This is a genomic window from Pseudomonas sp. TREG-RG-20F-10-E-6-01, assembly GCF_022662455.1.
Taxonomy (GTDB): Bacteria; Pseudomonadota; Gammaproteobacteria; order Pseudomonadales; family Pseudomonadaceae; genus Aquipseudomonas.
The window spans coordinates 660859-675794 of record NZ_JAKNQP010000003.1; the positions used below are offsets into that span (position 1 = coordinate 660859).

The following is a 14936-nucleotide window of genomic DNA, read 5'->3' on the forward strand; positions in this document are numbered from 1 at the left end:
GCCTGATAAGTCACGGTGAAGGAGAAAGTCCGTTTTCAGCTGCCGTTAGGATCGGGTGTGCTGGGCGCCTGTAAAAAGCAGGCGCAGCCGCAAGCCTGAAGAGGCTTCCGGCAGGCTTGGAAAATTAAGGGATTTGGCAGGCGGGGGGTGACATGGGAAGCGGGGACAAGCGCACATCGCGCAGAGTTCAGTTTATTAACGCTACAGACTGTCGATGTGCCGATAGTCCAGATTCAGCGCCAGCGCCAGCTGTGCTGCTCGCCCGAGTGTGATCGGACCGCGCTCGATATCCACCAGCAGCCCCGGGCAATCGAGCGCTGGCAAACCGGCAATATCCTTGAGCCGGCCATCGGTGATCACCAGCAGACGCTGTCGTTCGGCGGGGTAACGCTGGCGTCGCGCCTGCAGCCACTGCCCCGCTTCAGACAACGCCGCCAGCAACGGCGTGCCGCCGCCGGCGCCGAGTTGCGCCAGCCATCCGGTCAAGCCTTTGGCGGCCTTCAAACCCTGCACTTGCCAGGTGGGCGACTGGCCGCTGGCCGTGAGTAACGCCATGCGTGCGCGTTGGCGGTACGCGTCTTCGAACAGCTGCGCGAGCAGGCCTTTGGCGTCGGTCAACGCACCATGGCGCCGCGTGGAGGCCGAGGCATCGACGATCACCAGCCACAACTCGTGGGCCGCGCGGGTGCGCAGGTGGTAGCGCAGATCCTCACGGCCGTGCGGCCGCCCGCCGAGCAAGGTGCCCGGCCAGTTGATCGTGCCGTGTTTTGCACTGCGCGCCTTGCCGTGCCTGCCTTTGTCCAGTCGCCCCGCCTTGGGCCGGGCATCCGCCCCCGCGTCAGGACGAGGGCGAATGCCTAAGGCTTTTTTGGCCAGGCAGGTACTTCCCGGCGTGCGCCCGTGGGCAAGGCTGGCGCGGGCATGTCGCCCCACTGGCCCTGGCCGGGTGAAGAATCGGAAGGTTTGGGCGCCTGGCCTTGATTGGGCGGGCTCGCCGGTGGGGATTGCTCTTGCCGCCGATGTCGCAAGGCAAATTCGGCCACGGCTTCGATGTCTTGCTCGGCGATGGCGGTCGCGCCACGCCAGGCGGCATGGGCGCGTGCGCCGCGAAACCACACCAGGTCCGCGCGCAAGCCATCGACACCGGCGGCGAAACAGCGCTCGGTGATCTGCGCCAGGGCCTGGTCATCCAGCTCAATGCTGTCGAGCCGCGCCCGCGCCTGGGTGCAGCGTTCACGCAAGGCGCCTTGCTGCTCGGCCCATTGGGCACAGAACGCGGCGGGGTCGCTGTCGAAATCCAGGCGCCGACGAATGATTTGCCCACGCTCGGCGGGCAGGGTCTGCCCGCTCAAGGCCACGTTGAAGCCAAAACGGTCGAGCAGTTGCGGGCGCAACTCGCCCTCCTCCGGGTTCATGGTGCCGATCAGCACGAAGCGCGCTGAATGGCGATGCGAGATACCATCGCGCTCGATCAGGTTGGTGCCGCTGGCGGCGACATCCAGCAGCAGGTCCACCAAGTGATCGGCGAGCAAATTGACTTCATCGACGTACAGCACGCCGCCATCGGCCTTGGCCAGCACGCCTGGGGAAAACTGCGCGCGGCCTTCGCCCAATGCGGCGTCCAGGTCCAGCGTGCCGACCAGGCGTTCTTCGGTGGCGCCCAACGGCAGGGTGACGAACTGGCCGCTGGCGAGCAGGTCCGCCAGACCACGCGCCAGGGTCGACTTGGCCATGCCACGCGGGCCTTCGATCAGCACGCCGCCGATTTTCGGGTCGATGGCGGTGAGGCACAGCGCCAGTTTCAGTTCATCGGCGCCGACCACGGCGGACAGCGGGAAATGTGGAATGTCGGTCATGCATGTTCTCGTTAAATTCTGCGGCACAGGCGATCCCCTGAGGTGGCCGGGCTGGTCGTGGCTACCGCTCGTTGTGGCGAGCGGGCTTGCCCCGCGTTGGGCTGCGAAGCAGCCCTAATACAAACAACGCGGTTTTCCTGAAAGAACCGGGTGTGCGGTTTTGGGGCCGCTTCGCGACCCAACGCGGGGCAAGCCCGCTCGCCACAACAAGCCCGCTTGCCACAACAATTCTGCTCGCCACGACAGTGGGGCTCGTACGCTAGCTGTCTTCTTCTATATCCAGCAACAGGTTTTCCAACGCCTCGCGGTATGCGCCGGGCTCTTGCCACAGGCCGCGTTGCTGGGCTTCGAGCATGCGTTCGGTCATGTCGCGCAACGCGTCAGGGTTGTGCTGCTGCACGAAGGCTCGGGTGTCAGCGTCAAGCAGGTAAGCGTCGGCAAGCAACGCGTATTGGTGATCATCGATCAGCGCCGTGGTGGCATCAAACGCGAACAGGTTGTCCACCGTCGCGGCCATTTCGAACGCACCTTTATAGCCATGGCGCTTCACGCCTTCGATCCACTTGGGGTTGGCGGCGCGGGAACGGATCACCCGGTTCAGCTCTTCCTTCAAGGTGCGGATCTTCGGCAAGTCCGGCTGGCTGTGGTCGCCATGGTAACTGGCGGCCTTGTCGCCGCTCAGGGTTTCCACGGCGGCGAGCATGCCACCCTGAAATTGGTAGTAGTCATTGGAATCGAGCAGGTCGTGCTCGCGGTTGTCCTGGTTTTGCAGGACCGCCTGCACCTGGCTCAGGCGCTGGGCGAACTGTTCGCGGGCGGCGGTGCCTTCATCGGCACCACCGTAGGCGTAGCCGCCCCAGTTCAAGTAGACCTCGGCCAAGTCCTCGCGGCTCTGCCACAGCCGCGCGTCAATCGCACCTTGGACGCCAGCGCCATAAGCCCCCGGCTTGGCGCCGAAGATGCGCCAGCCGGCTTGTTTTGCAGCGGCGCTCTCATCCAGGCCGGCGCTGAGCAGTGCCTCACGTTCGCTGCGCACCTTGGCCGCCAGCGGGTTCATGTCATCCGGCTCATCCAGCGCCGCCACCGCCTGCACCGCGGCGTCGAACAGGCGAATCAGGTTGGCGAAGGCATCACGGAAGAACCCGGACACGCGCAGCGTTACGTCAACGCGCGGACGGTCCAGCAGGCTGATCGGCAGGATTTCAAAGTCATCCACGCGCTGGCTGCCCGTGGCCCAGACCGGGCGCACGCCCATCAGCGCCATGGCCTGGGCGATATCGTCGCCGCCGGTGCGCATGGTCGCGGTGCCCCATACCGACAGGCCGAGTTGGCGCAGATGATCGCCGTGGTCCTGCAGGTGCCGTTCAAGGATCAGGTTGGCGGACTGAAAGCCGATGCGCCAGGCCGTGGTGGTGGGCAGGTTGCGCACATCCACGCTGAAGAAATTGCGCCCGGTGGGCAGCACGTCCAGGCGTCCACGGCTCGGCGCGCCGCTGGGGCCGGCCGGTACGAAGCGACCGCTCAAGGCATCCAGCAAGCCGCGCATTTCCGCCGGCCCGCAGGCATCCAGGCGTGGCGCGACGACAATGCGCAGGCTCTCGATGACCGACTTCACGTCTTCCCAGCCGGGCTCTTCAAGCTGCTCAAGCGGCCCTTCCAGTGCTTGCTCGATCAAACGCGCGGCGTACAACTCCAGGCGCTCGCGGGTATCACCGGCGGTGCGCCACAGCTGCTGATCGATCTTTTGCAAGACCTCGGGTCGGCGCCCGGTCCAGGGCTCGGCCAGGGCGCAATCGAGCGGGTCAAAGCCCAGCTCGAAGGCCTTGGCCAAGACGCGCAGCAAACTCGATTGCGGGCCACGGCCATCGCCGCGCGGGATGCGCAGCAAGGCCAACAAGGTGTCGATGCGCAAGCGGCCGTCGGGCGACTCGCCAAAGATATGCAGGCCGTCGCGGATCTGCGACTCCTTCAAGTCGCACAGGTAGGTGTCCAGGCGCGGCAGCCAGACCGCCGCGTCGGCGTCGTTATCCAGCTCAAGCTCCTGGTCGATACGGGTTTCGCGCACCAGCTTGAGGATGTCTTTTTGCAGCTCGAGGGCGCGGCGCGGGTCGAGCAATTGCGCCTCGTAGTACTCGTCCGCCAACAGCTCAAGGTTACGCAACGGGCCGTAGGTTTCGGCGCGGGTCAGCGGCGGCATCAGGTGGTCGATGATCACCGCCTGGGTGCGGCGCTTGGCCTGGGCGCCCTCGCCCGGGTCGTTGACGATAAACGGGTAGATGTTCGGCAGCGGCCCCAGCAGCGCATCGGGCCAGCAATTTTCCGACAGCCCCACACCTTTGCCCGGCAGCCATTCGAGGTTGCCGTGCTTGCCGACGTGGATCACGCCGTGGGCGCCGTAGGTGTGGCGCAACCAGAAGTAAAACGCCAGGTAGCCGTGCGGCGGCACCAGGTCCGGGTCGTGGTACACCGCGCTGTGGTCGACCTGATAACCGCGTGCGGGCTGGATGCCGACGAAGGTCTGGCCCAGGCGCAGGCCGGCGATCATCATGCGCCCGTCGCGGCACATCGGGTCGCTGTGCGGCGTGCCCCAGCGCTCCATGACCGCTTGGCGATTGGCCTCGGGCAAGCGCTTGAATATTGCCTCGTAGTCGTCCAGGCCCAGGCTTTGATGGCACGGGCGCAGGTCGAGGCTGTCGAGGTCATTGGTGATGCCGCCGAGCAGTTCATGGATCAGCGCGGTGCCGCTGGCGGGCAACTCACTCGGCACCGGGTAACCTTCGGCGTGCAGCGCGCACAGGATGTTCAGCGCTGCTGCCGGCGTGTCCAGCCCCACGCCATTGCCGATGCGGCCGTCGCGGGTCGGGTAGTTGGCGAGGATCAGCGCGATACGCTTTTGCGCATTCGGCACCCGCGCCAGTTCAACCCAGCGCCGCGCCAGTTCGGCGACAAAATCCATGCGCTCGGGCGCGGCGCGGTAGCACACCACGTCGGACTGGCTGCGCTCGCTGCGCCAGGCCAGGTCCTTGAAGCTGATCGGCCGGCTGATGATGCGCCCGTCCAGCTCCGGCAAAGCGATGTGCATGGCCAGGTCGCGCGGGCCGAGGCCTTGTTCGCTGGCTTCCCAGCCGGGCTGGTTGTCCTGCGCGCAAATCGCCTGGATCACCGGAACATTGCGACGAAACGGGCGCAGGTGCGGCGCTTCGGGGCTGGATTGGGCAAAGCCGGTGGTGTTCAGAATCACCGCCGCCTGCACTTCATCCAGCAAGTCCTCGACCACTTTAAGGCAGCCGGGCTCTTTCAAACTGGCCACCGCCATCGGCAACGGGTTGAGGCCCGCCGCCTGCAAACGCTGGCAGAACACGTCGATAAAACCGGTATTGGCCGCCTGCAAATGCGAGCGGTAGAACAGCACCGCCGCCACCGGAAAATCGGCCTGCCAGTCCGCCAGCCAATCATTGAGGCGAGCGTTGGCTTTGTGCGGGTGATAAATCGCGGTGCGTGGCAGGGTTTGCGGCTCGGCCCAGGCGTAGTCGCGGCCCAGGTAGCTGCTCGCCAGGCAGCGATAGAAATCCAGCGCATTGCCCAGGCCGCCCTGGCGCAGGAAGTGCCAGAGGCGATCACGCGCTTCAGCGCCTACCGTGCTCAAGCCGCTGAGTTCCGGGTCTGGGCGATCATCACCCGGCACCAGGATCAGCTGCACGCCGCGCTCGGCCAGCTCCACCAGGCGTTCAATGCCGTAGCGCCAATAACCGATGCCGCCGTGCAGCGAAATCAGGATGACCTTGGCGTGGCGCAACACCTCATCGACATACAGGTCGACCGAGGCATGGTTTTGCACCTGCATCGGGTTGGCCAGGCGAACGCTGGGGTAGTCGTCGGGCAACTGCTGAGCCGCTTCGGCCAGCAGCGCCAGGCTGGAATCGCCGCTGCACAGGATCACCAGTTCAGCGGGGGTTTGGCCTAAGTCGGCAATATTGTCGTCCGAGACGAAACCACCGGGCTGGGTCCTGAGCAGGTGCATGGGTTAAACGCTGAGGGCGGCGCGCAGTTGCGCTTCGAGGCCCGCCGCATCCAGTTCCTGGCCGATCAGCACCAGGCGCGTGATGCGCGCTTCGTCGGCGCCCCAGGCGCGGTCGAAGTGTTTGTCAAAACGCGTGCCCACGCCCTGAATCAACAGGCGCATCGGCTTGTTCGGGATTGCCGCAAAACCTTTGACGCGCAGGATGCCGTGTTGCACCACCAGCTGGGTCAGGGCGTCGAGCAGCAGCGCTTCGTCGGCTTGCGGCAGGTCGATGGAGATGGAGTCGAAGGCGTCGTGATCGTGGTCATGGTCGTCTTCACCGTCGTGGTGATGATCGTGGTGACTGTGGCGGCCGTCGATGTGTTCTTCGGAGCCGGCGCCCAGGCCAATCAGCACGTCCAGTGGCAGGCGACCGCTGCTGGCTTCGATGATTTTCACCGCGGGCGGCAACTCTTCGGCGACTTCCAGGCGCACGCGGGCCAGGTCTTCAGGGCTGATCAGGTCGGACTTGTTGAGGATCACCAGGTCGGCGCTGGCCAGTTGGTCGGCGAACAGCTCGTGCAGTGGCGACTCGTGGTCCAGGTTCGGGTCGAGTTTGCGCTGGGCGTCGACCTGGTCCGGGAACGCGGCGAAGGTGCCGGCGGCCACGGCCGGGCTGTCGACCACGGTGATCACGGCGTCAACCGTGCAGGCGCTGCGGATTTCCGGCCACTGGAAGGCCTGCACCAGCGGTTTTGGCAGGGCGAGGCCGGAGGTTTCGATGAGGATGTGGTCGAGGTCGCCGCGACGGGCGACCAGTTCGCGCATGACCGGGAAAAATTCTTCCTGCACGGTGCAGCACAGGCAGCCGTTGGCCAGTTCGTAGACGCGGCCGTTGGCTTCTTCTTCGGTGCAACCGATGGAGCACTGTTTGAGGATTTCACCGTCGATGCCCAACTCGCCGAACTCGTTGACGATCACGGCGATGCGACGACCCTGGGCGTTGTCGAGCATGTGGCGCAGCAAGGTGGTTTTGCCCGAGCCGAGAAAGCCGGTAACGATGGTGACGGGGAGTTTGGCCAGTGTTTTCATCGGATGCCCTTTGGGGCGGGCATACGGGACGATAGGCCCTGCGGCGCGCAGGAGCGGATTTCGTCACCGGATCACCCCGCCCGGTTGAAGTAGAAAATCGGTTACGAGGCAGGTCTCCTGGCTTGGGGCTTGCGGGTCTTGCGACCGGCGCTGGCTGCGCCTTCCCGCCTTGGTTAAGGGCAGTGGCGTGGCAGTCAGTTGAACCCTTTACAGTTGCGGGGGCAGCCGCGGCTTGGACCGCGTTCCCTTCTTAGCTTCGGCGTGGGCCGAAGAACCTCGAGGGTGCCAAGGCTACGCAGTGCGTGGGGGATGGTCAATGATGGGGTTGGGTGGATGGTGTGCATATCCGTTGCTGCGGTGAGGGCGGCTATGGGTTCCGCTCTTACAGCGGGTCACTTTTGAAAAGAGCCCAAAAGTAACCAAAAGGCTCTTGCCCCACCACTCGGCACCTCGCTTAGGCTCGGTGTGCCCTCACGCAGGCTTTGGAGCGTGGGCCGCCGCGATGGGCCATCCATGGCCCAACACGGCTAAACCGGCGTCCTGCCGGTTTACCCACGCTCCAAAACCTGCGTGAGGCCAGCGTGGTTTAACGGGGCGCCTAAGATCAAGATCAAAAGCAAAAGCACGGCGGCCTAGTAGCCGACCTGAGTGGTAGAAGCAAAACCGAGGCGGCCTGACAGCCGACCTGATTCTGGAACCTGAACTCAATCAAATGTGGGAGCTGGCTTGCCTGCGATGGCATCAACTGGTTATGCCTGATACACCGAGTTGTCTGCATCGCAGGCAAGCCAGCTCCCACCGAAAAGCAAAGCAGTGCGGTGCTGGCAGTTAAACTCGGTGAAATTGTGGGAGCGGGCTTGCTCGCGAAGGCGGTGTGCCAGTGACACATGAGCTGCCTGAACCACCGCATTCGCGGGCAAGCCCGCTCCCACATTTGGATCTCAGTTGATCAGATGGATCATGTGTTGCTCTGCTTTTAATCTGACAAGCCCCGTCAACCACGCTGGCCGAACGCAGGCGAGGCACCGAGTGGTGGGGCAAAGACCTTTTGGTTGCTTTTGGCTGGGCCGGCATTCCGGGCGTTTGCCAAAAGTGACCCGCTGTAAGAGGCGGAACCATACGAAGCCGTTACCGCAGCAACGGATATGTACACCAGACATCCCATTTGACTCCCCTCCCACCCACATGCTCTCCTACACACCTTGTTTCGGGTGCCCTTCACAGGGTGAAACGGGAAACCGGTGACTTATGCCTGCACATAAGAAGTCCGGTGCTGCCCCCGCAACGGTAAGCGAGCGAAGCGTCATAACCACTGTGCCTGTACGGCATGGGAAGGCGATGCTTTTAGACCCAGCGTCCCTCGCAAGCCCGGAGACCGGCCCGAAAAATTTCAGATAACAAACCCGCGGTGGGCGGGCGCTGTTCAGAACCCTGCGTGCCCGGCTCGCAGGGTTTTCATGCGCTCGTTTCACCCCGAAACCCGAAGGGACGCGCCCATGTCGATCATCAGCAGCACCTCGCACTCCGCCAGTAGCACCGCCACCCTGAGCCAACGCCTGACCGCCGCCATTGGTGCGTCGATCCTCGGCGCGTGCCTGGTGTATTTCGCCGGTTTCTCGCATATCGAGGCGGTGCACAACGCTGCCCACGATACCCGCCACAGCGCCGCGTTCCCGTGCCACTGAGACCTGCCGACATGATCAAGCGTATCGCCCAAACCGCAGGCTTCACCGGCTTGCTCGCCGCCCTGCTGCTGACCCTGCTGCAAAGCTTCTGGGTCGCCCCGCTGATTCTGCAGGCGGAAACCTTTGAAAACGCGCCTACCGCTGCCGAAGTCGTGCCCCATGTACACGCTGAAGGCGCCGCCGCTCACACCCACGACGCCGAAGCCTGGGAGCCGGAAAACGGCTGGCAGCGCGTGCTGTCCACCACTGGCGGTAACTTGGTGGTTGCGGTCGGTTTCGCATTGATGCTGGCCGGCCTTTACACGTTGCGCGCGCCAACCCGCACCGCTCAAGGGCTGCTGTGGGGCTTGGCCGGTTACGCGACGTTTGTACTGGCACCGACCCTGGGCCTGCCACCGGAGTTGCCGGGCACCGCTGCCGCCGACCTGGCGCAGCGGCAGATCTGGTGGGTCGGTACTGCGGCGTCCACGGCTGCGGGTATCGCGCTGCTGGTGTTTGGTCGCAATTGGCTGCTCAAAGTGTTGGGCGTGGCGATCCTGGCCGTGCCGCATGTGATCGGCGCGCCGCAACCTGAAGTGCATTCGATGCTGGCTCCAGAAGCGTTGGAAGCCCAGTTCAAGATCGCCTCGCAACTGACCAATATCGCCTTCTGGCTGGCACTGGGCCTGATCAGCGCCTGGCTGTTTCGCCGCAATCGCGACGATCAATACTCGGCATGACGCTGGTGGTCGGGCTGGGTTGCCAGCGCGGGTGTGATGTTCACACCCTGCTCGGTCTGTTTGACGCCGCCCTTGCCGAGGGCGGTATCGAGCGCCAGCGCATCACCGCGCTGGCCAGTATCGACCGCAAGCGCGATGAACCGGGGCTGCTTGCCCTGGCGCAGGTATTGAACCTGCCGTTGCAGTGTTTCAGCGCAACGCAATTGGCGGTGTTTGAACCGCGCCTCAGTCACAGATCTGCGGTGGCGTTTGCCCATACCGGCTGTTACGGCATCGCCGAAAGTGCCGCCCTGGCCTTGGCTGAACAGCTCTCCCACCGCCCCGCCCGCCTGCTGATCACGCGCAAAAAAGTCGCCCAGGCCACCTTTGCATTGGCCTGCGCCGGCTAAAAACCCGATAATCGCCCTTCTCGATCATGAGCAATCTTCATGCTCGCCCGTTTTTCAACAGGAATTTCCATGACCGTCTACTTCATCGGCGCAGGCCCCGGCGACCCGGAATTGATTACCGTCAAAGGCCAACGGTTGATCCGCAGTTGCCCGGTGATCATCTATGCCGGCTCATTGGTGCCGGCGGCGGTGTTGGACGGTCATCAGGCGGAACAGGTGGTCAACAGCGCCGAATTGCACCTGGAACAGATCATCGACTTGATCAAGGCTGCCCATGCCAAGGGCCAGGATGTGGCGCGCGTGCACTCCGGCGACCCCAGCCTGTACGGGGCGATTGGCGAGCAGATCCGCCATTTACGTGAGGCGGGCATTCCCTTCCAGATCATTCCAGGGGTCACGGCGGTGGCGGCCTGCGCGGCGCTGCTGGAGACCGAGCTGACCCTGCCGGATATCGCCCAGAGTGTGATCCTGACCCGTTATGCCGACAAAACCCGCATGCCGCCCGGTGAAGATTTCGACAGCCTGGCCCGCCACGGCACGACCATGGCGATTCACCTGGGCGTTAATCACCTAGAGAAGATCGTCGCCGAGCTGTTGTCGCACTATGGCGCGGATTGCCCGATTGCCGTGGTGCACCGGGCGACGTGGCCGGATCAGGATTGGGTGGTGGGTACGCTGAGTGATATTGCCGAGAAAGTCGCCGCCAAGGGTTTCCGGCGCACGGCATTGATTGTGGTTGGGCGGGTGCTGGCCAGTGACGGTTTCAGTGAGTCTTCGCTGTACCGTGCAGGCCACGCGCACCTCTATCGCCCCTGAAGAAATGCGGTCAAACAATGTGGGAGCGGGCTTGCTCGCGAATGCGGTGGGTCAGTTGCAGATGTACTGACTGATACACCGCATTCGCGAGCAAGCCCGCTCCCACAGTTAATCTTCTTTGACAGGAATACCATGCAAGACGCTGAATTTTAAGCATAAAAAACGGCGCTCACGGGGCGCCGTTTTTTTGTTCGCAGCGAACACCTTACTCAGTAGTAGGCGTTTTCTTTCTGCGTGTGGTCGGTCACATCACGTACGCCCTTAAGCTCCGGAATGCGCTCGAGCAAGGTGCGCTCGATGCCTTCACGCAGGGTCACGTCCGCCTGGCCGCAGCCCTGGCAACCGCCGCCGAACTTGAGGACGGCGATGCCGTCTTCGACCACATCAATCAGGCTGACCTGACCGCCGTGGCTGGCCAGCCCCGGGTTGATCTCGGTTTGCAGGTAGTAGTTGATGCGCTCGTTGACCGGGCTGTCAGCGTTGACATTCGGCACCTTGGCGTTGGGCGCCTTGATGGTCAACTGGCCGCCCATGCGGTCGGTGGCGTAGTCGACCACGGCGTCGTCGAGGAAGGCTTCGCTGAAGTTGTCGATGTAGGCGGTGAAGCTTTTCAGCCCCAAGGCGGTGTCTTCAGGTTTCTCTTCTCCGGGCTTGCAGTAGGCGATGCAAGTCTCGGCGTATTGGGTGCCGGGCTGGGTGATAAAGACGCGGATGCCTATACCTGGGGTGTTCTGCTTGGACAGCAGGTCGGCCAGGTAATCGTGGGCGGCGTCGGTAATGGTTATGGCAGTCATGGAAACTCCTCACAGGCTTGCGGGCAGTTTACGCCAAATCATTACAGAGGTACAAAGTCCTAGTGTTTTTGTCGGGATAAACTCGACCGTTCGTCGCCATCAAACCAGCCTTTGAGCACGCGATAACTGCCCTGCTCCAGCCATCGGTAGCTGCCCATGGCGCTCAGGCCGATGATCACCACGCACACGGCCAGCACGGCATAGGGGTTCAAGCCGTAACGCTGGGCCAGATAGCCACCGGCCGATAGCACTAACACGTGCAGCAAATACACCGAATAGGAGCAGTCCCCGAGCACTTTGAGCAGACGATAATTGACGAAGAATCGCTCAAGCGCCACGCACGCCACCACCAATACCGCGCTCGGCAGGCCCCAGGTCAAGGCGCGGGGCGAAGCCGGCCAATGATAGATCGCCAGCAGCGCTGCGGCGATTCCCAGCAGCGGCAGCCATAACCCCGGGCGAATCCAGCCCTTGCGGTAGAGCATGCCGATGCCGATGCCCATCAGAAACTCGACGACAATGTCCGAGCGATAGAACTCACTGATCCAGCCAAACGAGGTCCAGGCCTCGCAGACCGCAAACAGCAACGCCGCCACCACCAGCAGTCGCCATTGCCGACGAAACAGCAAGGCCCAGGCAAACAGCAGGTAAAAAAGCATCTCGTAGTTCAGCGTCCAACCGACGTTAAGGGTTGGGTAAACGCCATAACCACCGGGGTTTTGCGAAGGAATAAACAACAGCGACATCAACACATGGGCGGCATCGACGCTCTGGTCCGGCAACATTGGCCGGGCGACCACCACCAGTAACGCCATCAGCAGCGTGTAGAACCAGTAGGCCGGCACGATGCGCAGCAGACGGTACAACAGGAAGCGCCACGGCGGCAGGTCCTTGTCCTGGGTAGACAGGAAAATCACCAGGCCGCTGATGACAAAAAACACGTCCACGCCCGCGGCGCCCTTTTCGACAAATAACCTGCCCAAGGCCGTGTCCGCCTTGAAACCGAAGAAAATCTGCATGAAGTGGTGCCCTACCACCGTCCAGGCCGCCAGCGCGCGCAACGCCTGTACCGAGATCAACATTGTTTGCCGCCCTTCCCAACTCATCTAGATGAAGTTGGGACCATGGCGGACGGTCAAAGGTCGATCAAAGATTCTCGTAGCGGTTCATGTCGAGCACGCCTTCTTCCACCGGCGTGGTTTCGCGGATGTACTGCGACAAGTCGTGGAAATACTCCCAGAACAGCGGATGACTGCGGCGCACGCCCCAGCGATCGACGATCTTCTCGAAGCGCTTGGCGTCCTTGGCATTCTCCATCGCCGCCACAAACTCGGGCACTTCCTGCGCCGGAATATTGAACATGAAGTTCGGGTAGCTGCTGATTACGCCGGGGTAGATGGTCAGGGTATCCAGCCCCGGCTGATAGCGGTAAGCCTCGCCCAATAAAAACGCCACATTACTGTGCGCCCGGTTGCGCAGCATGCTGTAAACCACGCGTTTGCCGCTGGCCGTTTCAACGCGCAGCAGGGTCGCTTCCGGCAACTGGTCGATCACCTTGAGCCCCGCCGCCGGCCTCGACGTCAGGCGACTAAGCGCCTGCTCCGCATCCTGCAGCGCCGGCTCAATCCCGTCGCGCGAGCAATAGGCACTGGTGCAGCGGTTGATCGGATCCGGGCTGGCATTCAAATAGCCATAACGCGTCAGCAACTGCTTGGCAAAATCGCGCTTGGGGTCCTTTTCATCCAGGTGCAAGCCGCTCGGCTTGTCATCATCAATCGCTTCATAGTCCAGCCAGAGCTTGAGCTTGCCGCTGTTCTGGTACCAATCATCCATAAAATCATCGCGGGTATCGGCCGGCATCAGACGCAGGAAGTTCTGCTCGGCGCCATTGCGGATCAGGTCGAAATACAGCCGGGTCTGGGCCTGGTGCGACACGTTGCCGAACACATCGAAGTTCACCGCCAACTGGTAATAAGTGCGTTCCAGCAACGGGTAATCGAACAACCACATCGTTTGCGGCACCTCGCCGATCAGGCCCTTGGTCACCGAGGCACTGTCGAAATGGCGGAAAATGCTCAACAAGGCATTGTCATTACCCGCCCACAGGGTCGACCAACTCGGCGGCGGCAAGTCTGCGTAGCTGTCACGGCGCAAGGCCTCGTACTGGTTGCGCTTGTCGCGATAGGCCAGCCACAGGCCGAGCACGCTGCCCACGTCGTCGTTCTGCCCCGGCATCGCAAGCAATGGCGTGGCCTGGCCGCGATAACGCGCATCGGTGATGTACAGGTCGTGGTCCGGGTCCTGGAACAGGGTCCAGAAATTATCGCGGATCACGTCCGTGGCGATCTGCCCACGGCACACCGGCCCGCGAATAAAGGTGCGCACGAAGTATTCGGCGTTATCGAGCATGAACTGGTAACGCGCCTTGGCCGGAATCGCCTCAAAGGTCTCGAACGGGTTGGCCCGGCGCCCCGGACCATAGCCCGGCAAGGCATTGACCTGCCAGTCACCGGCGTAGAACAGCGCCTTGATGCGGGCCATTTTCGCCGCGCTGAACGGGTACGTGATGTGCGTTTTGTGCACGATCACGCCCTGCACCGGCCAGAGGCGGTAATAAACCTGGGTGCCTGGATCATCGTTGGGGCGACGGGTGGCGATCAGATCAATCGGCTGGCCGCTCGGCGTGCGTGAGCGCACCCATTGGAAGAAATGCCCCGGCTCGCCGTTCTCGAAGTAGATGTGCGCCAGGAACAAATGCTCATACAACCAGCGCGCAACCAGGCTTTCGCGGGCGCCGGGCTGGTTGAACAGGTTTTCCCACTGCTGCACCTGCAAGGCTTCCCTGGCGCTGGGCGCCAGACCTTGCTCATCAATCGGTGCGCCGGATGCCAGCCAGCGCTGCAGCGTCTGGTATTGCTGGTCGGTCAGGCCGGTGACGGCCAGCGGCATGCCTTCCTTGGGATGCGCGCCGGCGTAGGCATTGAACTCGCCGGGCATGGCACACATGTTCTGGCGGTTCAGGCCCAGCATGATCTCGTCGGGCAGCTTGGCATTGGGTTCAAGTGGCGCGTTATGGCCCAACTCCAGCATGCGCGCCATCAATGCGGCCTGGCTGCCCTGGGCGTCCAGCACCGAGTAGAAGCCCTTCTGCTGCCAGGCCTGCTTGCCGAAGGCATCAGCGAACAAACGGGTGGTCGGTGCGGCCTGGCTGCGTTCGCCGTCGTAGACCGGCACTTTGGTCGCGCCGCGCGCCGCGCCCTCGGCACTGCCCAGATTGAGCTGGCAGGCTGAGTCGTAACAGGCGTGGCAGGCCACGCACTTTTCGGTGAAGATCGGCTGAACGTCGCGGGTATAAGAGATCGCCGGGGCGGGACTGTTTAGCGGTAAAGCCTGTGCATGAGCGCTGCTGGCTATCAAGGCCAGGACGGCGCTGATGATGAGGCGAAGTGACATGTATCCGGTCCCGATTCAATGCGTGCGATATAAAGTGCCAGCAGTCTACCGGGCCAGGCCCTGCCCCAACATGAACGATATTCATGCAAAACCTGGGCATGCTCCAAATCGGCACAGGTTTGCTATGATTCA

General features: G+C 62.9%; 11 protein-coding genes and 2 riboswitches. Of the genes, 4 read left to right on the forward strand and 7 right to left on the reverse strand.

The window, feature by feature from the left end; all coding sequences use genetic code 11:
• Positions 1-201 precede the first annotated feature (201 nt).
• The 4 genes from L8K08_RS13230 to cobW all read right to left on the reverse strand — a co-directional run bounded on the left by L8K08_RS13230 (position 202) and on the right by cobW (position 6948).
• Positions 202-804: a VWA domain-containing protein gene (locus tag L8K08_RS13230; RefSeq protein ID WP_242197922.1), complete on the reverse strand. Its 603-nt coding sequence runs from the start codon at positions 802-804 to the stop codon at positions 202-204.
• 53 nt (positions 805-857) lie between these two features.
• The gene (locus L8K08_RS13235) at positions 858-1856 is read right to left on the reverse strand and encodes an AAA family ATPase (protein ID WP_242197596.1); all 999 of its coding nucleotides are present in this window, start codon (positions 1854-1856) and stop codon (positions 858-860) included.
• A 259-nt stretch (positions 1857-2115) separates the two neighbouring features.
• Positions 2116-5877 (reverse strand): cobaltochelatase subunit CobN, encoded by a 3762-nt coding sequence (gene cobN, locus L8K08_RS13240; RefSeq protein ID WP_242197599.1) that lies wholly within the window; start codon positions 5875-5877, stop codon positions 2116-2118.
• Between the two features lie 3 nt (positions 5878-5880).
• Positions 5881-6948, reverse strand: coding sequence for a cobalamin biosynthesis protein CobW (gene cobW / locus L8K08_RS13245; RefSeq protein ID WP_106580323.1), 1068 nt, complete (start codon positions 6946-6948; stop codon positions 5881-5883).
• Between the two features lie 89 nt (positions 6949-7037).
• A riboswitch (cobalamin riboswitch) is annotated at positions 7038-7242 on the reverse strand.
• An 898-nt stretch (positions 7243-8140) separates the two neighbouring features.
• A riboswitch (cobalamin riboswitch) is annotated at positions 8141-8347 on the forward strand.
• 97 nt (positions 8348-8444) lie between these two features.
• On the opposite strand from cobW, the gene L8K08_RS13250 reads away from it, so the two are divergent.
• The 4 genes from L8K08_RS13250 to cobM all read left to right on the forward strand — a co-directional run bounded on the left by L8K08_RS13250 (position 8445) and on the right by cobM (position 10557).
• Complete coding sequence (locus tag L8K08_RS13250) at positions 8445-8633, forward strand: CbtB-domain containing protein (RefSeq protein WP_032875937.1); 189 nt, start codon at positions 8445-8447, stop codon at positions 8631-8633.
• Between the two features lie 11 nt (positions 8634-8644).
• A complete protein-coding gene (locus L8K08_RS13255; RefSeq protein WP_242197602.1) occupies positions 8645-9352 on the forward strand; it encodes a CbtA family protein in 708 nt (235 codons plus the stop codon).
• The gene (locus L8K08_RS13260) at positions 9349-9741 is read left to right on the forward strand and encodes a cobalamin biosynthesis protein (protein WP_145165986.1); all 393 of its coding nucleotides are present in this window, start codon (positions 9349-9351) and stop codon (positions 9739-9741) included. Before L8K08_RS13255 ends, L8K08_RS13260 begins: the two co-directional genes overlap by 4 nt.
• Before the next feature lie 69 nt (positions 9742-9810).
• On the forward strand, positions 9811-10557 hold the full coding sequence (cobM, locus tag L8K08_RS13265; protein WP_242197605.1) for a precorrin-4 C(11)-methyltransferase: 747 nt from the start codon (positions 9811-9813) through the stop codon (positions 10555-10557).
• Positions 10558-10766: 209 nt separating this feature from the next.
• On the opposite strand, the gene nfuA is transcribed toward cobM, so the two are convergent.
• The 3 genes from nfuA to L8K08_RS13280 all read right to left on the reverse strand — a co-directional run bounded on the left by nfuA (position 10767) and on the right by L8K08_RS13280 (position 14804).
• A complete protein-coding gene (gene nfuA, locus L8K08_RS13270; protein WP_017136914.1) occupies positions 10767-11351 on the reverse strand; it encodes a Fe-S biogenesis protein NfuA in 585 nt (194 codons plus the stop codon).
• Between the two features lie 59 nt (positions 11352-11410).
• The gene (locus tag L8K08_RS13275; RefSeq protein WP_242197609.1) at positions 11411-12433 is read right to left on the reverse strand and encodes an acyltransferase; all 1023 of its coding nucleotides are present in this window, start codon (positions 12431-12433) and stop codon (positions 11411-11413) included.
• A gap of 64 nt (positions 12434-12497) precedes the next feature.
• Entirely contained in the window at positions 12498-14804 is a 2307-nt protein-coding gene (locus L8K08_RS13280) for a fatty acid cis/trans isomerase (RefSeq protein WP_242197611.1), read from the reverse strand.
• Between the last annotated feature and the right edge of the window lie 132 nt (positions 14805-14936).